This window comes from Rahnella laticis (assembly GCF_015644585.1).
In the GTDB taxonomy this organism is placed as follows: Bacteria; Pseudomonadota; Gammaproteobacteria; order Enterobacterales; family Enterobacteriaceae; genus Rahnella; species Rahnella laticis.
In genome coordinates this window covers 44,686-63,659 of the sequence record NZ_JADOBI010000017.1, presented here as the reverse complement: position 1 = coordinate 63,659, position 18,974 = coordinate 44,686, and the positions used below count along the sequence as shown (strand labels likewise).

Annotated in this window: 16 protein-coding genes; 7 read left to right on the top strand and 9 right to left on the bottom strand. The window is 56.9% G+C overall.

All coding sequences use genetic code 11. The features are described 5' to 3' along the window. The first annotated feature begins 99 nt into the window (after window positions 1-99). Window positions 100-1,023, top strand: a complete 924-nt coding sequence (locus IV433_RS24460) for a LysR family transcriptional regulator (RefSeq protein ID WP_195816309.1) — start codon at window positions 100-102, stop codon at window positions 1,021-1,023. On the opposite strand, the gene IV433_RS24455 is transcribed toward IV433_RS24460, so the two are convergent. Beyond that, window positions 998-1,903, bottom strand: a complete 906-nt coding sequence (locus tag IV433_RS24455; protein WP_229893699.1) for an AraC family transcriptional regulator — start codon at window positions 1,901-1,903, stop codon at window positions 998-1,000. The genes IV433_RS24460 and IV433_RS24455 overlap by 26 nt on opposite strands. A 7-nt stretch (window positions 1,904-1,910) precedes the next feature. Then, entirely contained in the window at window positions 1,911-3,332 is a 1,422-nt protein-coding gene (locus tag IV433_RS24450) for an aldehyde dehydrogenase family protein (protein WP_195816311.1), read from the bottom strand. 130 nt (window positions 3,333-3,462) lie between these two features. Between IV433_RS24450 and IV433_RS24445 the strand changes: the two genes are divergently transcribed. Continuing rightward, window positions 3,463-3,948, top strand: coding sequence for a hypothetical protein (locus tag IV433_RS24445; RefSeq protein ID WP_165061269.1), 486 nt, complete (start codon window positions 3,463-3,465; stop codon window positions 3,946-3,948). Between the two features lie 51 nt (window positions 3,949-3,999). On the opposite strand, the gene IV433_RS24440 is transcribed toward IV433_RS24445, so the two are convergent. Together IV433_RS24440 and hpxO are read right to left on the bottom strand one after the other, a co-directional pair. After that, complete coding sequence (locus IV433_RS24440; protein ID WP_195816312.1) at window positions 4,000-5,571, bottom strand: hypothetical protein; 1,572 nt, start codon at window positions 5,569-5,571, stop codon at window positions 4,000-4,002. A 142-nt stretch (window positions 5,572-5,713) separates the two neighbouring features. Continuing rightward, window positions 5,714-6,871 (bottom strand): FAD-dependent urate hydroxylase HpxO, encoded by a 1,158-nt coding sequence (hpxO, locus tag IV433_RS24435; RefSeq protein ID WP_195816313.1) that lies wholly within the window; start codon window positions 6,869-6,871, stop codon window positions 5,714-5,716. Between the two features lie 246 nt (window positions 6,872-7,117). Here hpxO and IV433_RS24430 point away from each other — a divergent pair, with 246 nt between their 5' ends. Beyond that, on the top strand, window positions 7,118-7,972 hold the full coding sequence (locus IV433_RS24430) for a LysR family transcriptional regulator (protein WP_195816314.1): 855 nt from the start codon (window positions 7,118-7,120) through the stop codon (window positions 7,970-7,972). Window positions 7,973-8,086: 114 nt separating this feature from the next. Beyond that, entirely contained in the window at window positions 8,087-9,487 is a 1,401-nt protein-coding gene (locus IV433_RS24425; RefSeq protein WP_195816315.1) for an amidohydrolase family protein, read from the top strand. An 86-nt stretch (window positions 9,488-9,573) separates the two neighbouring features. Here the strand turns inward: IV433_RS24425 and IV433_RS24420 are convergent, their stop codons facing one another. After that, a complete protein-coding gene (locus IV433_RS24420; RefSeq protein ID WP_101074878.1) occupies window positions 9,574-10,119 on the bottom strand; it encodes a single-stranded DNA-binding protein in 546 nt (181 codons plus the stop codon). 326 nt (window positions 10,120-10,445) lie between these two features. On the opposite strand from IV433_RS24420, the gene uvrA reads away from it, so the two are divergent. Next, window positions 10,446-13,301 (top strand): excinuclease ABC subunit UvrA, encoded by a 2,856-nt coding sequence (gene uvrA, locus IV433_RS24415; RefSeq protein WP_195816316.1) that lies wholly within the window; start codon window positions 10,446-10,448, stop codon window positions 13,299-13,301. Between the two features lie 63 nt (window positions 13,302-13,364). Here the strand turns inward: uvrA and IV433_RS24410 are convergent, their stop codons facing one another. Both IV433_RS24410 and IV433_RS24405 read right to left on the bottom strand, forming a co-directional pair. Continuing rightward, window positions 13,365-14,546, bottom strand: coding sequence for an alpha/beta hydrolase-fold protein (locus IV433_RS24410; RefSeq protein WP_195816350.1), 1,182 nt, complete (start codon window positions 14,544-14,546; stop codon window positions 13,365-13,367). 90 nt (window positions 14,547-14,636) lie between these two features. After that, entirely contained in the window at window positions 14,637-15,566 is a 930-nt protein-coding gene (locus IV433_RS24405) for a LysR family transcriptional regulator (RefSeq protein WP_195816317.1), read from the bottom strand. A 101-nt stretch (window positions 15,567-15,667) separates the two neighbouring features. Between IV433_RS24405 and IV433_RS24400 the strand changes: the two genes are divergently transcribed. Together IV433_RS24400 and IV433_RS24395 are read left to right on the top strand one after the other, a co-directional pair. Beyond that, window positions 15,668-16,288, top strand: a complete 621-nt coding sequence (locus tag IV433_RS24400; RefSeq protein WP_195816318.1) for a glutathione S-transferase family protein — start codon at window positions 15,668-15,670, stop codon at window positions 16,286-16,288. 6 nt (window positions 16,289-16,294) lie between these two features. Further along, window positions 16,295-17,215, top strand: coding sequence for a pyridoxamine 5'-phosphate oxidase family protein (locus tag IV433_RS24395; RefSeq protein WP_195816319.1), 921 nt, complete (start codon window positions 16,295-16,297; stop codon window positions 17,213-17,215). Here the strand turns inward: IV433_RS24395 and IV433_RS24390 are convergent. Continuing rightward, the gene (locus IV433_RS24390) at window positions 17,197-17,550 is read right to left on the bottom strand and encodes an MmcQ/YjbR family DNA-binding protein (RefSeq protein ID WP_101074872.1); all 354 of its coding nucleotides are present in this window, start codon (window positions 17,548-17,550) and stop codon (window positions 17,197-17,199) included. The two genes, IV433_RS24395 and IV433_RS24390, sit on opposite strands and share 19 nt — an antisense overlap. Before the next feature lie 150 nt (window positions 17,551-17,700). Then, on the bottom strand, window positions 17,701-18,894 hold the full coding sequence (locus tag IV433_RS24385; RefSeq protein ID WP_195816320.1) for an amino acid aminotransferase: 1,194 nt from the start codon (window positions 18,892-18,894) through the stop codon (window positions 17,701-17,703). Between the last annotated feature and the right edge of the window lie 80 nt (window positions 18,895-18,974).

Genomic DNA, 18,974 nt, shown 5'->3' with positions numbered 1-18,974 from the left:
GGGTCTGTTGAAGTATGGTGACAGATAAAGAGTAGTGGATTGACGCTGCCGGATAATTACCCGATATTCGTTATCACTATCCGGAAAAGGCGAACAATCATGGATAAACTCGACAGTATGCGGTTGTTTACCCGCGTGGTAGAGCTGCGCAGTTTTACGCAGGCCGCGCAGGATCTGAACCTGAAACGTTCGACGGTGACCGACGCCATTAAGCAACTCGAAGTGCGGCTGAAGGTTCGTTTGCTGCAACGCACCACCCGCCATGTCAGCCCGACGCTGGACGGCGAGGCGTATTATCAGCGCTGTCTGCGCATTCTGGCCGACGTGGAAGATGCCGAGATGGATTTCGCCGGTGCACAGCCCAAAGGGTTGTTGCGGGTGGACGTCCACGGTTCACTGGCGCGGCATTTTCTTTTGCCCGGCCTGCCGGATTTTCTGGCGCAATATCCTGAGATCGAATTTTATCTGAGCGAAGGCGACCGGTTCGTCGATCTGGTTCGTGAAGGTATCGACTGCGTGATCCGCGCGGGCGAACTGAAAGACAGCGATATGGTGGCGCGCCCGCTGGGAACGCTGTCGGAAATCACCTGCGCCAGCCCGGCGTATCTTGCGCGTTTTGGTATACCGGAAACGCCGGACGATCTCGTTAATCACCGGATGATTGGCTACCGTTCAAGCGCGACCGGCGGCCTGTTGCCGCTGATTTTTCATCAGAACGGGAAAGCGCGGGAAGTGATGTTGCCGACCAGTTTGTCGGTCAACGGTGCGGAAAGTATGAAGGAAGCGGCGCGGCGCGGAATGGGCATTATGCAGGTACCGCATTACGGATTAACCGACGATCTGGCGCAGGGCACGCTGGTGCAAATTCTGGCGGATTTCCCGGTCGGTGCGTTGCCGGTGGCGCTGCTTTATCCGCGTAACCGTCAGCTTTCGCCCCGCGTGCGGGTGTTTATTGACTGGATGGTGAAGGAGTTTGCGCGGCGCAGCCCGCCGCACACTACAGCGTTACACCCTGCTGTCTGAGCTGGCCGATATCCTGCAACGGCGGCGCGCCAAACGAGCGACGGTATTCCCGGTTAAACTGCGACGGGCTTTCGTAGCCCACGCGAAATGCCGCGGTCGCCGCGTCGATATTGCCGCTCAGCAGCAGGCGGCGCGCTTCCAGTAAACGGATCTGTTTCTGGTATTGCAGCGGGCTCATGACCGTCAGCGCCTTGAAACGGTGATGCAGATTCGAGACGCTCATTCCGACAATTTTTGCCAGTTCATCCATCCGCAGCGGGTGCGCGAAATTGGCTTTGATCCACACAATCGCCTCGCTCACGCCTTTCCCCTGATAATACGACAGCAAATGCTGATAAAAATGGCCGCCTTCCGGTGCGGTGATCAGCCGGTAGAAAATCTCTTTTTTCACCAGTTGCCCGAGCGCCTGTAAATCCTGCGGAATATTCAGCATGGCGACCAGACGCAAAAAGGCGTCTGCCAGACAGTCATCGGATTTTGCCACATACGTGACGCCGCCGGATCGCGCAGCCGGGAGCGGATCGAGCTGCATGTCGATCATCAGATCGGCCATTTCTTTCAGATCCAGATCGATACGGATCCCCAGATACGGCGTCTCTTCCGTCGCCTGCGTCACCTGCCCGGAAACCGGCATATCAATCGCCGAAAGCAGATAACTGCCCGCACCGTATTCCACCACCTCCGCGCCGATCAGCACTTTTTTCTGGCCCTGTAAAATCAGGCACATCGACGGAGAAAGCATGCCTTTATTGAGCGCCGTCGGATGCGTGAAACGGATAAATGACAGCCACGGCAGCGCCGTCGGACAGGAATTTTCATCCGGCGGCAGGGCTGAAAAGGCGCGCAAAACGCGCGCACTCAGGGACGTCAGGGGGGTCATACCATCCTCACTCATCGTCGATCAGGGTTTTCGGCTCAAGATACGCTTCCAGCCCGTAAGTTCCAAATTCACGGCCCAGACCGGACTGTTTGAAGCCGCCAAACGGCGCGTCCGGCACGTCGTACATCCCGTTGACGAACACCCGCCCGGCGATAATTTGCGACGCCACGCTGCGCGCCTGCTGGCGATCTTCGCCGCTGACATAAGCCTGCAAGCCATAAACCGTGTCGTTCGCCATGCTGACCGCTTCCTCAACGCTGCGGTAGGTCAGCACCGAAATCACCGGCCCGAAAATCTCTTCGCGGGCGATGGTCATCTGCGGCGTGACGTTCGCAAACACCGTCGGTTTCACAAAATAACCGTGGCTCAACCCGTCCGGCCGCCCTTCGCCGCCGCACACCAGCTCCGCGCCTTCTTCAACGCCGAGACGGATATAATTCTGCACGCGGTCATACTGTTTTGCCGTCACCAGCGGGCCGATTTGCGTATCCGCCTGCTGCGGGTCGCCCACTTTGACGTTCGCCACCGCGCGCACCAGATGCGCTTTCACTTCTTCCAGCCGTTCTTCCGGCACCAGCAAGCGGGTACCGGCGATGCATGCCTGGCCGTTATTCATCGTGCCAACCGCCAGCGCCAGCGGAATGGCTTTTTCGAGATCAGCATCCGGCAGAAGAATGTTAGGCGATTTGCCGCCGAGTTCCAGCGTCACGCGTTTCAGGGTGTCCACCGCGCCACGGGCAATCGCTTTGCCCACCGCCGTCGAACCGGTAAAGGAGATTTTCGCGATATCAGGGTGACGGGTAATTTCTGCGCCTACCACGTCGCCGCGTCCGGTGACAATATTAAATACGCCCGCCGGTAAACCTGCGGCGTGCAGGCACTCTGTCAGCAACTGCGTCTGGCCCGCGCTCAGCTCGCTGGGCTTGATCACCACGGTGCTGCCCGCCGCCAGCGCGGTCGCCATTTTGTTGCAGATGAAACCGTAGTTGGCGTTCCACGGCGTGATCAACCCGACGACGCCCAGCGGTTCCATCACCACTTTCGCCCTGCCAATCTGGCGGACAAATTCATACTCGCTGAGCAGCTTTATCGCCTGCAAAAATGCGCCGGACGCCCGCGCTACGGTGCCGCGCACCATCGCCAGCGAGCCGCCATATTCGGCGCTCATCACCGCTTCCAGCGCGTCTGCGCGCGCCAGCACAGCATCGTGCAGTTGCTGTAAATACTGAATGCGCTGCGCTTTGCTGGTCCGTGAGAAATCAACGTAAGCCGCTTTTGCGGCAGCAATCGCCTGGCGGGTATCAGTTTCATCGGCCAGACGAACCTGCGCCGCGACCTGTTCAGTCACCGGGTTGATCAGGTCCATCACTTCGGTGCCGTGCGGGGTGACGAACTCGCCGTTAATATAGATTTGATTAATCTGTTTCATGAATGCCTCCGGTTTGTGAGTCTTCATGCTAAGACCGGCGGGTGAAAGGGAGATAGACCAATACTGCCTGAGGATTGCCTGATCCTGCTGGCCGGGAGTATGTTAGAAATCTATCGATTGGGAGAAACCGATGACCACACCCGCTGTATTACTGCATATCGGCCACGAAGAGACGCAAATTGTCGTCAGAAATTCCGCGGCTGAAGACAAGATTTTGCCGCTGACGCTGGGCTCACAGCTGACGTCTGTGGGCTATTTCCGCCACACGCCGCCCACGCCGGACGAAATGGAAACTGCCATTATGGTGGTGGAAGATGAAATTATTCGTATCCGGCACGATATTCCCGCTGGCGCGGCGCTGTTCAGCACGGACAACGATATCCGCGCGCTGGCACGCATTGCCGGTGTGGCAGAAAACGAGGTGATGACGCTGTCGCTCGACGCCGTCGAACGGACATTTGACCGGCTGGCTCTGGTGATTAACGGACGTCCTGCGCACTTTGAAGGGCTGCCGGACGGCAATGATTTCGCGGCCACGTTGCTGATTTTGCGCGAGTTCATGCACCATCTGCAATTTGCAGAAATCACCGTGCAGGGAACGAAATTTGAGATGTAAGCAGAAAGCGTAACAGCCTCCTGCGAGGCTGTTATTTTGAGTGACTCAGATTCAGGCCGGCGTATTTTTCAGCTGCACCGGGTCCGATTCCAGCAATACCAGACCGCTGAGATCCGGCAGAGACTGATGCGCCAGATAATCCCGGAACGACATGCGCGGCGCATCGTTTTGCCATGCGGATTGCAGCTTGCCGAGCAAATCCGTGGTTTTTGATGTTTCCACCGGCGTCGTTGTGTCGGATTCCAGCCAGCCTTTCACATACTTCTGAATATGCGTTGAGGTGCTGGCCGACTGATCCACAGACGCGCTCACCAGCGCCCCTTTGTGGTACTGCACCGACGTCGTGCTTTCGGCTTTGTCATCAATCTGATAGTAGAGATAATTCTGCGAATCCCGGTCACTGGTCAGATTCAGCTTCAGCCCCGGCGTTAGTGACTGGTGGAAGCTCGCGACCAGATGCGACTGCTGCTTTTGCGTGATATTGCGGTTCTGCGTGCTGTCGCCGGTGATCGTACTGGCCTGCGAAACCTGATAAGAGAAAGTATCCACTTCGTCAGGGCGCATCGGGTTGGTTTTATCCGTTGGCGTCTGCGTGACTGACGCCGTGAAATCGGCCAGCCCGGACATCATGTTTTTGTCGGTTTTGGTCAGCGAGAAGTGAACCGGTTCTGGTCCGCTGCTTTTGTACGTAGTCGCCGACGCGCCGTAATTGCTGTTAAGCGCGGTAAATGCGTCTTTGAACATGTCCATCAGCGAAGAGTCGGCATTGCCCCGCGTTCCCGCACTGCTGAACTGTTTCAGATACTGATTCAGCGCCTGTTTCTGCTGTGAGTCGGTACCGAGAAGCGCGCGTTTACTCATGTCCACGCTGATATCCACCGTGCCCAGCTCGCCGGTAGATTTCACCGAACGCGTGCTGGCGTCGGCGTGGAAATCCAGTGTCTGAACGTTGTTTTTGGTGCCCAGCGTGGCATGCAAATCAACGGAAGACAGCACTGAGGTATCGAATTTTGTTAACCCGCTCAGATCAAGCTTTGGCGGTTGCGCGGTCAGCCCGTCGATGGCTTTCTGAAAACCGTCGGCCAGGCCGGCCAGCGCCGTGCGATCGGCATCACTGAGCGTGCCTTTGGTGACGTTCACCTGCACGCCCAGACCGTCGGCATCGCTGCCCAGCGTAATATCCACCAGCGCACCGCTGGCCGTTTTTACGCTCAGGGTGATCTGGTTATCCGCTTTGGTATGAAGTTGCGATTGCGCGCTGCTGACGGAGGAAGCCGGACCCGCCGTCTGCTTTAAGACAGATTGCGAATAACTGCCCGCATCCGTGGTAAAGCGCTCCAGCAGCGCCGCACCCAGCCCGGCAAAACGCGCTGCATTGCCCGCAGAACTGAAATTTCCCGCCAGCTTCGACGAGATAAGATCGGCAGATGCATTTTCCCACACCAGCGCCGGTTTGGTGATGGCGTAAACCGGCGTGCTGCTGGTCGCCTGCCCGATCGTAACAGAAGTCGATTGCGTCGCCGCCGCTTGCTGGCTGGCAACGGCGGTCACGGTTGCCGTGGTTTTGGTGGCGGCCAGCAGCGTAGTGGCTGACTGATTGCCTGTCGCAGAAATGATTGTCATCCTGATAGTTCCCTTGTTTTGCGCCATAGCGCCAGAGGATACCCTGATCCTTCTGATGCTATTTTCGGCAAAACCACAGGAAACTTTAAGGATATGTAAAAGTCTGTTTCTGAAAAAACGGACAACAACGTCCGGCGTCAGGTCATTCCAGCGGGCCACCCAGAATGGTTTCGCACATGCCGGAAAGAATACGTTCGCCGGTTTCTGTTTTTAGATCCTCATACCACTGGCCGGTGACCGCCATGTCTTTACCGTGCGTCACGTCGCAGCGCTTACGTGCTTTCAGCACCAGATCTTTCACGCGATACGCCCGCTTTTCCTGATAGCGCAGCAGTGCGTCTTCAATACCTAACGAGTTGGTTTGCAACACATTGGCCAGCACCACGGCGTCTTCCATTGCCGCGCAGCCGCCCTGTCCGATATCTGGCGTCGTGCTGTGGCCGGAGTCGCCCAGCAGCGCAATCCGCCCTTTCACCAGTTGCATAAACGGTTCGATATCGTGGATTTCAATCCGGTTGGTGGTGTCAGGATTAATCAGGCTGATGAGTTTCTGCACCGGTTCTGCCCAGCCTGCAAAGTAGCGCTGTAAATCGTCGCGCACCGTGGCGCGATCTTCCGGCAGGCCTTTGGGCAGCGGAACGTCAAAGAAAAAGTAGAAACGGTTGTCGCTTACCGGCATCAGCGAAACGCGTTTGCCTTCGCCGACGAACGTCGTCCACTGATCGGCAGGCGCGATACTTTCATCAATTTCCACCAGCCCGTTCCAGTTAACGTAACCGGCATAACGGCGCTCGGTGGCGTAGCCCAGAACGTGCTGACGGATCACAGAATGCGTGCCATCGGCGGCAATCAGCACATCGCCTGTCGCTGATGACCCATCGTCAAACCAGGCAGTGACGCTGTCTGCGGATTCCTCAACGTGCGTAACGCGTTTGCCAAACTGCACCTCGTCGCGGCCATAGGTATCGAGCAGCATCGACTGAAGCTCCGCGCGCGCCACCGGATACGGCTGCTCACCGACGCTCTGAATCAGCGGATCCATCGAGAAGCGCGTCATCGTCTGGCCCTGCTGATAATCTTTGTAGGCCATAAAACGCATCTGCCCGCCCAGCTTGCGCAATGGTTCTTTCATCCCGAGATAATTAAGACATTTCACGCCGTTCGGCCAGATAGAAATCGCCGCGCCCACCGGTTTGATCTCTTTCACCGCCTCGTATACCGCCGTTTCGATGCCAAAACGCTTGAGCGCAATCGCCGCACATGCTCCGCCAATACCGCCACCAATCACGATCGCTTTCATATTTTTCTCCTTGAAGTCTCACAAGGAAAAAGCAATTTCTGTACCAGAAAGCGGATTTGCGCAATAAGCCTTGTATACAATCTTAAGGCAAATAAATACCCGCCGAAGTCCGGCCTGAATGCGCTAAAACAAGGCACTCTTTTAGCGCAAACGGAGCGCAACAAGCCAGTCTGGTGCGTGAGCGCGAAGGTTGATACTCTTCTGACTATTCAGATTTCAAATACCACAACCAGAAGTAGTGATGAAATGAATCGCTATCCCATGTTCAGCCCGCAACAGTTGCTCAGTTTTGTGGCCGTTTGCGAAACCGGCAGTTTTACCCGCGCCGCCGACCGCGTTTATCTTTCGCAATCGACGGTGAGCCAGCAGGTCCGGCGGCTCGAAGAAGCGCTGGGTAAACCCTTGCTCGAGCGCACGTCGCATCAGGTTCAGCTCACCGAAGAAGGCGAGCGGCTGCTCGGCTATGCGCGGCGAATTATCGCGCTTAACGGCGAGGCGCACGACGCGCTGAGCGATCAGTGGCCGGACGGCATTGTGCGTCTTGGCGTGCCGGAAGATTTTGCGGCTGCCACCACGTCTTTGCTGGCGCAGTTTTGCCGCGAACATCCGCATATCCGGCTGGATGTCACCAGCGGCCTGAGCCACGAACTGCGCCGCGCGTGGCAGCAGGACATGCTGGATATTATTCTGGTGAAACAGCTGACCGGCGAGAAAGCCAATGCGTCGCGCCCCGAGCCGATGCTGTGGCTCGACAGCGCCGGGTTTCCGGCTTTTGAGCGCGACCCGGTGCCGCTGGTGCTGTTCCCGCTCAACGGTTTGTATCGCGAAGAATTGTGCCAGGCGCTGGACGCCATCGGGCGCAGCTGGCGTATCAGTTACAGCAGCGCCAGCCTCGCTGCGCTGGTCGCCGCAAGCGCCGCCGGGCTGGGCATCACGCTTCTGCCCGCCAGCTGTGTCACGCCGGAACACCGTATTCTCGGCGCAGAAAGCGGCTTACCCACCGTGGATAACGTCGAGCTGGCGCTGTTTTACCGCCCGGACGCCACGGCGGCGCAAATCGCGCTGGCGGGAAAATTGCGCGAGTTTTGCCAGCTCAGCTGAGCATTGCGTTTCCCACTGACAGGCAGTGGGAAATATCGCAGCCGGAACCGGAGAGATCTTTTAGGGTGAAGAGAAAAGCAGCATCCTCTGAGCATCATGAATAAGGAATTCGACGTGCAAAACCCTCAGCAACAAAGCCGCAGAAACTTTCTCTCAAACAGCGCAAAAGTCACGGCCACAGGTGCCCTGCTGGCCTCCGGCATGGCGTCGGCGTCTACCGTCCGCGCCGGTCAGAACATTGAAACCTGTGACGATCCCCGTCAGGCGACAACGATTTCTGCCACGCACTACCAGCTGCGTAATGTCCGGCTGGAAGAAGGTTTCGAGCGCGAAGGCGACATGGTGACTGGTACGCAAACCGGCCTGTACAATCTCGAGATTAATAACGGCAAAATTGTGGCGATTCTGCCTGCAAAAGACGCCCCGGCCAGCACGTTACCGGCCTTTGACGCTAAAGGGCTGCTTCTTCTGCCCGCCACGCGCGACATGCACATCCACCTCGACAAAACCTTTTACGGCGGCAAATGGGAAGCGCCGCGCCCGCGTAAAGGCAAAACCATCATGGATATGATTGCCCGCGAGCAGGTGCTGATCCCGAAACTGCTGCCGACGTCGGTCGAACACGCCGAAGCGATCATCGGGTTGCTGCATTCCAAAGGCACCACCGTGGCGCGCAGCCATTGCAATATCGACCCGGTCAGCGGCCTGAAAAGCCTCGAACATCTGAAAATCGCGCTGGAAAAACATCAGCAGGATTTCAGTTGTGAGATTGTGGCGTTTCCTCAACACGGTTTGTTGCATTCGAAAGTGGACGGCCTGATGCGCGAAGCGATGCAAATGGGTGTGCAGTACGTCGGCGGGCTGGATCCGACCAACGTTGACGGCGCAATGGAAAAGTCGCTGGACGCGATGTTCCAGATTGCGCTCGATACGAATAAAGGCGTGGATATTCATCTGCACGAAACGACGCCTGCCGTGATCGCCGCAGTGAAATACATGATTCTGACCGTGGAGAAAAATCCGCAACTGAAAGGCAAAGTGACACTCAGCCACGGTTTTGCGCTGGCGATGATGCAGGGCGCGGAGCTGGATGAAGTCATCAACGGGCTGTCCGAACAGCAGTTCACCGTGGCCTCCACCATTCCGCTCGGCAAACTGAACATGCCGCTGCCGCAGCTGAGCCAGAAAGGCGTCTTCGTCATGACCGGCACCGACAGCGTGATCGACCACTGGTCACCGTTCGGCACCGGCAGCATGCTGGAAAAAGCCAGTCTGTACGCCCAGCTCTACGGCAACTCCGACGAATTCGGCCTGACGCGCTCCCTCGCCATCGCCACCGGCAATATCCTGCCGCTCGACGACGCCGGGAAACGCCAGTGGCCCGCACTCAACGACAACGCCGAAATGATCCTGGTCGATGCCAGCTGTTCAGCCGAAGCCGTCGCGCGGGTGTCCGACGTAAAAGCGACATTCCATCAGGGAAGGCTGGTGTTTGGCGCGGTAGAGAAAGTGTAAGGGCCAGAGATTGCCTGGCGCAGAAAAGCAAAAAGCCCCGCGAGGGGCTTTTTGTTGTACTGACATCGATGCCCGAAGGCACAGAATCAGAACGGGATGTCGTCGTCGAAATCCATTGGAGGTTCGTTGCTCTGTGCTGGCGCGTTGTTTTGCGCAGCCGGACGAGCCTGCTGGCCGCCGCTGAACTGGTTGCCGCCTTGTGGCTGCTGAGGCTGACCCCAACCGCCTTGCTGGCCGCCGCCTGCTGATGCCTGACCGCCACCCGCTGGTGCGCCGCCGCCGGTACGGCCACCGAGCATCTGCATGGTGCCGCCTACGTTAACAACGACTTCGGTGGTGTATTTTTCTACGCCAGCCTGATCGGTCCATTTACGGGTTTGCAGTGCACCTTCGATGTAAACCTGTGAACCCTTTTTCAGGTATTCACCGGCAACTTCGGCTAATTTGCCGAACAGCACAACGCGGTGCCATTCTGTTTTCTCTTTCTGCTCGCCGGTGGCTTTGTCACGCCAGCTTTCGGAGGTTGCCAGCGTCATGTTGGCAACGGCGCCGCCGTTTGGCATGTAGCGGATTTCTGGATCTTGTCCGAGATTACCGACGAGAATAACTTTGTTTACGCCTCTGCTGGCCATGTGGATTCTCCTGATGATGTATGTCGTGGCTGAAACCACAGTGTTGGGTGTGAGGGGACTCACTTCGCGACATTATAACCACAAAACGCTACCTTCGTACCACGGATGTAAAACGTTGTGGCATTCTTTCCAGAATGTTCAGTAAACACTCCACTGTTACATCGAGTACTGGATATACATTCAGGTTTTGGGGTGGCATGGGCTGTGATTTGTGTCATAATTGCGCGTTACGTTCTTCTCTGTGCCTGATTCGCTGACCGGCGCGATGCCACACTTTCCGACGGTCACCGGCACGGTGAGCTATCAAGTTAATCCGGGAATGATGAATGGATAAGATCGAAGTTCGGGGCGCACGCACCCATAATCTCAAGAATATCAACCTGATTATCCCGCGCGACAAACTGATTGTTGTCACCGGCTTATCCGGTTCAGGCAAGTCCTCTCTGGCGTTCGATACGCTGTACGCCGAAGGCCAGCGCCGCTACGTCGAGTCGCTGTCTGCCTATGCACGCCAATTTTTATCCTTAATGGAAAAACCGGACGTCGACCATATTGAAGGTCTGTCTCCGGCGATTTCGATTGAGCAAAAATCAACATCACATAACCCGCGTTCCACCGTCGGGACGATTACCGAAATCCACGACTACCTGCGTCTGCTGTTTGCCCGCGTGGGCGAGCCGCGCTGCCCGGATCACAATATTCCGTTGTCCGCGCAGACCGTCAGCCAGATGGTGGATAACGTACTCGCGCAGCCGGAAGGCCAGCGCCTGATGCTGCTCGCAACGATCGTGAAAGACCGTAAAGGCGAGCACACCAAAACGCTGGAAAATCTGGCATCACAAGGCTATATCCGTGCGCGTATCGACGGCGAAGTTTGTGATTTGTCGGATCCGCCGAAGCTGGAATTGCAGAAAAAACACACCATCGAAGTGGTCGTTGACCGCTTTAAAGTGCGTGATGATCTGGCGCAGCGCCTCGCGGAATCCTTCGAAACCGCGCTGGAATTGTCCGGCGGTACCGCAGTGGTCGCCGATATGGATGACCCGAAAGCGGACGAAATGCTGTTCTCTGCCAACTTCGCCTGTCCGGTGTGTGGCTACAGCATGCGCGAACTCGAACCACGGATGTTCTCGTTCAACAACCCGGCCGGTGCCTGCCCGACCTGCGATGGTTTGGGCGTGCAGCAGTTCTTCGATCCGGAACGCGTGGTGCAAAACCCTGAGCTTTCCCTGGCCGGTGGCGCAATCCGCGGCTGGGATCGCCGTAACTTCTATTATTTCCAGATGCTGCGCTCACTGGGCGAGCATTACGATTTCGATGTGGAAGCGCCGTTTAACGAACTGAGCAGCGACGTGCGTCATGCAATCCTGCACGGTTCCGGCAAAACCTCTATTGAATTCAAATACATCAACGATCGCGGTGACACATCAATCCGTCGCCATCCGTTCGAAGGTGTGCTGCACAACATGGAACGCCGTTATAAAGAAACGGAATCCAGCGCCGTGCGCGAAGAACTGTCGAAATACATCAGCAACCGCCCTTGTACATCCTGTAAAGGCACGCGTCTGCGCGAAGAAGCGCGTAACGTGTTTGTCGAAGAAACCACGCTGCCGGAAATCTCTGATTTCAGCATCGGCCATGCGATGGATTTCTTCCGCAACATGAAACTCAGCGGCCAGCGCGCAAAAATCGCTGAGAAAGTGCTGAAAGAAATCGGCGATCGCCTGAAATTCCTGGTGAACGTCGGCCTGAATTATCTTTCGCTGTCCCGTTCTGCCGAAACGCTGTCCGGCGGGGAAGCCCAGCGTATCCGTCTGGCGAGCCAGATTGGTGCCGGTCTGGTAGGCGTGATGTACGTGCTGGACGAACCGTCCATCGGCCTGCATCAGCGCGACAACGAACGTCTGCTGGAAACCCTGATCCACCTGCGTGATCTCGGCAATACGGTCATCGTGGTAGAACACGACGAAGACGCAATCCGCGCAGCAGACCATATTATCGATATCGGCCCTGGCGCTGGCGTCCACGGCGGTGAAGTGGTTGCAGAAGGCACCGCAGAAGACATCATGGCGAACGAAGAATCGCTGACCGGCCAGTTCCTCAGCGGTAAACGTGAAATTTCTGTGCCTGCGCAGCGTGTGCCTGCGGACGCAACGAAAGTGCTGAAACTGTCCGGCGCGAAAGGCAACAATCTGAAAGATGTCACGCTGACGCTGCCGGTGGGCCTGTTCACCTGCATCACCGGCGTGTCCGGCTCAGGCAAATCGACGCTCATTAACGACACGTTGTTCCCGCTGGCACAGCGCGAACTGAACGGCGCGACCATCGCCGAAGCTGCGCCATACCGTGAAATCGAAGGTCTGGGGCATTTCGATAAAGTGATCGACATCGACCAGAGCCCGATTGGCCGAACGCCGCGCTCTAACCCGGCGACGTACACCGGCATTTTCACGCCGGTTCGCGAACTGTTTGCCGGTGTGCCGGAATCACGTTCACGAGGCTATACGCCAGGGCGTTTCAGTTTCAACGTCAAAGGCGGGCGCTGTGAAGCCTGTCAGGGCGATGGCGTAATCAAAGTCGAAATGCACTTCCTGCCGGATATTTATGTGCCGTGCGATCAGTGCAAAGGCAAACGCTATAACCGCGAAACGCTGGAAATTAAATACAAAGGCAAGAGCATTCACGAAGTGCTGGAAATGACGATTGAAGAAGCCCGTGATTTCTTCGACGCGGTCCCTGCCCTTGCGCGTAAATTGCAGACGTTAATCGACGTCGGCCTGACGTATATCAGCCTCGGCCAGTCAGCGACCACGCTGTCCGGCGGTGAAGCGCAGCGTGTGAAACTGGCGCGTGAGCTTTCCAAACGCGGCACCGGCCAGACGCTGTATATTCTCGACGAACCGACCACCGGTCTGCACTTTGCCGACATCCAGCAATTGCTGGAAGTGCTGCATCAGTTGCGCGATCAGGGCAATACCATTGTGGTGATTGAACACAATCTGGACGTGATTAAAACCGCGGACTGGATTGTCGATCTGGGGCCGGAAGGCGGTGCAGGCGGCGGCCAGATTCTGGTTGCCGGGACACCGGAAACCGTCGCGGAATGCAAAGAATCGCACACCGCACGCTTCCTGAAACCGCTGCTCGAACGCCACAGCCAGCAGGCGAAGAAAACAGCTTAATGTTTTTGGCTTCCTCCCCTGTGAAGGGGAGGAGCTAAAACCAATCCGCATTCCAGCTAAACCTTATTTAAATATCTTCTGCACAAACTCCGCGTACGCCGGGCGCCAGACGTCCATTTCATGACCGAGATTCGGATACTCGTGGTAATCGAACTTAATCTTGCGTTGCTCAAGCTCTGATTTCAGTCCCGCAATATCTTTGCCCGTCACCACGTCTTTTTCTCCGACAACGACCGTGAAGTTTTTCAGCTGCGCGTTGATTTTATCGGGTTCAGCAAAACGTTTTTCGACATCTGCGTTTGGTACGGTCGTCGTGCTGACCCCGCTGAATGTTGCCAGCCAGCCGAACTGGTCAAGATGTGTCATGCCGCTGACCAGCGTCTGATAGCCGCCCTGCGAAAGTCCGGCTAATGCCCGCCCTGCCGAGTCATCGCGCACGCGGAAGGTTTTTGAAATAAGCGGGATAATGTCTTCTGTCAGCTCTTTATCTGCCGCCGCCGCGTTGCGCGGATAGAATTCCTTGCGGCGATCTTTAGTGACGTAATCTTCCGGCACCACGCCTTTGGCGTCGGTTTCCGTATCAGGAATGACAACCAGCATCGGTACGATTTTTTTCTCTGCCAGCAGATTATCCATGATTTGCGGAATGCGCCCCTGATCCAGCGCCGAGCGGCCGGTATCGCCAAAACCGTGATAGAAATACAGCACCGGCAAAGGTTGTGAAGCATCGGTATAGCCCGGCGGCGTCCAGACCGCGACCTGACGCTCAGAATTGAGCGCCGCAGAATGATAGGTCAATGTGCGCACTTCGCCATGCGCCACGTTTTTCACATCCAGAATGCTGCCCGGCACCAGTATCAGGCTGGTGTTCACCTGACGCTGCGGTTTCGGCAGTGCGCTTCCCGGATCAGCAATTCGCAGGCCGTCAACGTTGAAGAAGTATTCGTAGAGATTGGCTTTCTGCGCGTCCGACGTCCAGCTCCAGACGCCTTTTTCGTCTTTGGTCATCTGATGCGGAATGTAAGTCACCGGCGTTGCACCGGTCACCACGTCCACATGCTCCGCACCGGGCGCATAAAGCCGGTAGGTAATCGTGAGATCCGGGTTCACGACCGTAATGTAGTTCCTCGCCGGAACAGACGCGTCAGCATCCTGCGGCAGGCTTTGCGCGAAAACGGTTAGGGGGAACAGCGCGCTAAGCGCCAGTATCAAAAGCGTGGCAAGATTCAGCTTGTTGCGGGTCATCATCCTTTCCTTCTGGGTTGGCGTGAGCAGACGGACAACCTGTCCTGAAGTAACTCACTGTTTTTGCACAACTCTCAGAGTAGGTTATTTTTACAACAAAGGATCGTGACCCGCGTCACCCTTTAAAGGATGTAGCTGCGGCAGCACGCTCAGGCGCTGGAAGGCGAAATCCCAGAATGTCCGGACTTTGCGTGGCATTTGCTGCACCTGTTGCGCGACCAGTTGTACCGGCAGTGGCAGCGGTTCAAAATCCGTCAGCAGCCGGACCATGCTTCCGGCCTGCAAATCTTCGCTCACCTGATACGACAACAACCGCGCAATCCCGCGTCCGCTTCGCACCGCCAGCAACTGGGATTCGACATCATTGAGCAGCAAACGCGGCGAAAGCCGGACGCGCAGATCGTCTTCATGCGGCCCGAACCGCCATTCACGGATTTGCGTGCGCAGCGTGCCCATGATGGTCTGATGCGTCGCAAGATCTGACGGATGCTGCGGCAGGCCGTGCTGCGCCAGATACGCCGGGCTGGCGACCAGCACGCGGGTGACGTCGGCCACTTTACGCGCCACTTTGCCCGAATCTTCCTGATGCCCGATACGCACCGCCAGATCCAGCCCTTCGTCGATTAAGTCCAGATTCCGGTCGCTGAGCATCATCTCAATCTGCATGTCCGGGTTCTGTTCGAGAAATTCCATCACCAGCGGCGCAACGTGTTTACGCCCGAACTGAACCGGCGCAGTCAGCCGCAACAGGCCGCTCAGCTGGGTTTCAGCGGTGTCTTCGACGGCGTCCTGATAGTGGCTGAGCAACAGACGCGCTTTTTCAGCCAGACGTGCGCCCGCTTCTGTCGGCGCCAGACTGCGGGTGGTGCGCTCGACCAGTCGCGCACCGAAGCGGTGTTCCAGCGAGGCAATCGCGCGCGTGATTGCTGGCGGCGAACGGTGAAGTTTACGGGCGGCTTCCGCCAGGCTGCCATACTGAAGTACAGCGACAAAAATCGCCATTTCGTCCAAACGGTCCATAGATTCTTCCACAAAGTGAAACACTCAATTTCAATCTTCGTGGATCACAATCATTTCGCGCAAGAGTAATGTTTATACGACACAGACAAAGGAGACATTCCATGCCCGCCATCCAGCTTTTCGGCACGCCGCTTTCCGGCCACTGCCACCGCGTCACCTTATTGCTTAAAATGCTCAATCTGCCTTTTGAGCTGAAAGAAGCCGGTGCCGCCGAACGCAAAACCGAAGAATTTGCTCACCTGAATCCGTTGCAACAGGTGCCTGTTTTAGTCGATGGCGAACACGTCATCACCGACAGCAACGCCATTCTGGTGTATCTGGTGAAACGCTACGCACCAGACAGTCACTGGCTGCCGGAAGATCCGCTGAAAGCAGCGGAAGTGCAGAAATGGTTGTCCCGCGCCGCCGGTGAAGTGCGTTTTGGCCCGGCTTCAACACGGATGGTGAAACAATTTTCTGCACCGGAACCTTATGACTACGCGCTGGCGCTGACGGCGAAATTCCTGCCGCAGCTGGAAAAGCATGTTGAAGTGCATGAGTTTCTGGCGACCGACCGCGCCACGATTGGCGATCTGGCCTGCTACAGCTACATCGCCGCGGCGCCGGAAGGCGGTGTTTCGCTGGAAGATTATCCGGCGATCCGCCGCTGGCTGAAACGGATTGAAAATCTGCCGGGCTTCACGCCGCTTCCTGCGTCGCCGTTGCCCGAAAGAGCGCTGTAAGCCGCCATGAACAGCGTATTCCATGCCGGTGAAATCCTGGCGCAGGATCTGGCGGGGTTCGATGTTTCTGCGCACGGAATACGCGAGGCGATGCCGGAACAGCACCGGTTGTTTTTTGCCGCGCTGCCTTATCTGTTTGTCGCCACGCTGGATGAAAATGACTGGCCGGTGGCGACGATCCTGACCGGTCCCGCCGGTTTTATTCGCGCGCCGGATGACAAACATCTGCGGGTGAATGCGCCACGACGTCCCGACGATCCGGCGCAGGCCGCGCTGGAACCGGGGAAACAGGTCGGCGCGCTGGGGATCGATTTCTCCAACCGCAGACGAAACCGGGCAAACGGCAGGATCGGCCGCATGGACAAAAACCGGATCGAGATCCTCATCGATCAAAGTTTTGGCAACTGTCCGAAGTATATTCAGATCCGCGAACTGACGGACGTTCCGGTAGACCAACCATTGCCCGCACGCGAAGACATGACGGAACCGGACGAAGACGCCCGCGCGCTGATTGCGCGTGCCGATACTTTTTTCATCGCCAGCCACGCGCATGGCGGAACCGATGTGTCGCATCGCGGTGGTCAGCCGGGGTTTGCGCATCTGGTGGGAAACCGGCTGTGGGTGCCGGACTACCGGGGAAATCAGTATATGAATACGCTGGGAAATCTGCTGGCCGAGCCCCGCGCCGCGCTGCTGTTTATCGATTTCGCCGGCGGCGATATTCTGCATTTACAGGGGCACACCAAAATTCACTGGCAGCCGGAGGAAATCCCCGGTCCTTCAGGTGCGGAACGTTACTGGAGCCTGGACATCACCCGCGTATGGCGCTTTCGCGCAGCGTTGCCGTGGCGCGGAGAAGCGCCTGATTATTCGCCTGCGACACTGGGCACCGGCCAGTGGCCCGGCGATCAGACGCCGAATTCCTGACGGGTATTCTCCGGCAACGCGGAAACGACCATTTTGTAGGAACTGTCGATCAGGGAATAAAGCTGAGAGTTCGGCAAACTGCCGTCAAGCACGACGGTATTCCAGTGCGCTTTATTGAGGTTCTCGCCGGGAAGAATGCAGGTGTGTTCAGCCCGCAGCTTTCCGGCCATTTCGAGGCTGGTTTTCAGCGAAACCGCCTCAAATCCCTGACAATCGCAGAACATTGCGAACATCACGCCGCCCACTTTTATCTGATTCGCACCGTATTGGTTCTGCGTACTTTGCTCTGCTCCGGGTTTTCCCATGCAGTAGTCGAGCAATTCCAGACTGGTCATTTTTGCCTTTCTCCGTCTCTGAGGTGAACGATTCCATTACCGAAATCGTCTATTTAGTGTGCAGCAACATGGCGAAAAAGAAAGGTATGAGATCGCAAATACAAAAAAGGGCCGACATCGCTGTCAGCCCTTTTGGTGTAAAACGGGGAGTTATTGCACGGCAGCGAAGGCTTCGGCGACCTGTTTCACGTTATGGTGATTCAGGCCGGCCATGCACACGCGACCGCTGAGGATCAGGTAAACGCCGAATTCCTCACGCAGACGGACAACCTGTTCTTCGCTGAACCCGGTGTAGCTGAACATCCCGCGCTGTTGCAGCAGGTAATTGAAATCACGACCCGGCAAGGCGACTTTCAGGCTGTCGACCAGCGTGTGACGCATTTCAAGAATACGGGTGCGCATTTTCTCTACTTCGGCTTTCCACTGCGCGTTCAGCGCACTGTCGCTCAGGACTTTCGCCACCACTTTCGCACCGAAATTCGGCGGGCTGGAGTAGTTGCGGCGCACGGTCGCTTTCAGCTGGCCCAGTACGCGGCCCGCGGCGTCGCTGTCTTCACATACCACAGACAACCCGCCGACGCGTTCACCGTACAGGGAGAAAATCTTCGAGAAGGAGTTGCTGACGAAGCAGTTCACACCGGCAGACGCCATCGCGCGGATCGCGTAAGCATCTTCATCAATGCCTGCACCAAAGCCCTGATAAGCGATGTCGAGGAACGGGATCAGCTCGCGCTGTTTCGTAATTTCGATCACCTGATCCCACTGGGCCGGCGTCAGGTCAGAACCTGTCGGGTTGTGGCAGCACGGATGCAGCAGCACGATGCTTTTCGCTGGCAGGGTTTTCAGGCGGTCAGTCATCGCCTCAAAGTTTACGCCCAGCGTTTCAGGGTCAAAGTACGGATAGGTGTGCACTTTGAAGCCTGCGCCACCAAAAATCGCCACGTGGTTTTCCCAGGTCGGGTCGCTCACGTAAACTTCTGAATTCGGGAAATAAAACTTCAGGAAGTCAGCGCCCACTTTCAGCGCGCCGGAACCGCCAACGGTCTGAATGGTGGCGATACGTTGTTGTTTCAGCGCCGGATGTTCTGCGCCAAACAGCAGTTCCTGAATGCCTGCGCGGTACGCTGGCAGGCCTTCCATCGGCAGATACACTGAGGCGGCCTGTGGCCCGGCGTTCAGCTGTTGCTCTGCGTTTTCCACCGCAGCCAGTTGCGGGATAATACCCTGCTCGTCGTAATAGAGACCGATGCTCAGGTTCACTTTGTCTTGTCTTGGATCGGTCTTAAAGCTTTCCATCAGCGACAAAATCGGGTCACCGGCATAGGCATCAACATGTTGGAACACGGTATACATCTCCTTGGTTTGGTTGAGTGGCGCGGCAATCCACGCCAGTCATACCGGCGCATCGCTGCTCTTTCACAGAC

What these genes read in the sequence shown, in the direction of transcription:
- IV433_RS24395 (WP_195816319.1), top strand. Translation starts at nt 16,295, where the DNA reads ATGAACAGCGTATTCCATGCCGGTGAAATCCTGGCGCAGGATCTGGCG.
- IV433_RS24460 (WP_195816309.1), top strand. Translation starts at nt 100, where the DNA reads ATGGATAAACTCGACAGTATGCGGTTGTTTACCCGCGTGGTAGAGCTG.
- IV433_RS24420 (WP_101074878.1), bottom strand. Translation starts at nt 10,119, where the DNA reads ATGGCCAGCAGAGGCGTAAACAAAGTTATTCTCGTCGGTAATCTCGGA.
- IV433_RS24455 (WP_229893699.1), bottom strand. Translation starts at nt 1,903, where the DNA reads ATGACCCCCCTGACGTCCCTGAGTGCGCGCGTTTTGCGCGCCTTTTCA.
- IV433_RS24445 (WP_165061269.1), top strand. Translation starts at nt 3,463, where the DNA reads ATGACCACACCCGCTGTATTACTGCATATCGGCCACGAAGAGACGCAA.
- IV433_RS24430 (WP_195816314.1), top strand. Translation starts at nt 7,118, where the DNA reads ATGAATCGCTATCCCATGTTCAGCCCGCAACAGTTGCTCAGTTTTGTG.
- IV433_RS24400 (WP_195816318.1), top strand. Translation starts at nt 15,668, where the DNA reads ATGCCCGCCATCCAGCTTTTCGGCACGCCGCTTTCCGGCCACTGCCAC.
- IV433_RS24390 (WP_101074872.1), bottom strand. Translation starts at nt 17,550, where the DNA reads ATGACCAGTCTGGAATTGCTCGACTACTGCATGGGAAAACCCGGAGCA.
- IV433_RS24410 (WP_195816350.1), bottom strand. Translation starts at nt 14,546, where the DNA reads ATGACCCGCAACAAGCTGAATCTTGCCACGCTTTTGATACTGGCGCTT.
- IV433_RS24405 (WP_195816317.1), bottom strand. Translation starts at nt 15,566, where the DNA reads ATGGACCGTTTGGACGAAATGGCGATTTTTGTCGCTGTACTTCAGTAT.
- IV433_RS24450 (WP_195816311.1), bottom strand. Translation starts at nt 3,332, where the DNA reads ATGAAACAGATTAATCAAATCTATATTAACGGCGAGTTCGTCACCCCG.
- hpxO (WP_195816313.1), bottom strand. Translation starts at nt 6,871, where the DNA reads ATGAAAGCGATCGTGATTGGTGGCGGTATTGGCGGAGCATGTGCGGCG.
- IV433_RS24440 (WP_195816312.1), bottom strand. Translation starts at nt 5,571, where the DNA reads ATGACAATCATTTCTGCGACAGGCAATCAGTCAGCCACTACGCTGCTG.
- uvrA (WP_195816316.1), top strand. Translation starts at nt 10,446, where the DNA reads ATGGATAAGATCGAAGTTCGGGGCGCACGCACCCATAATCTCAAGAAT.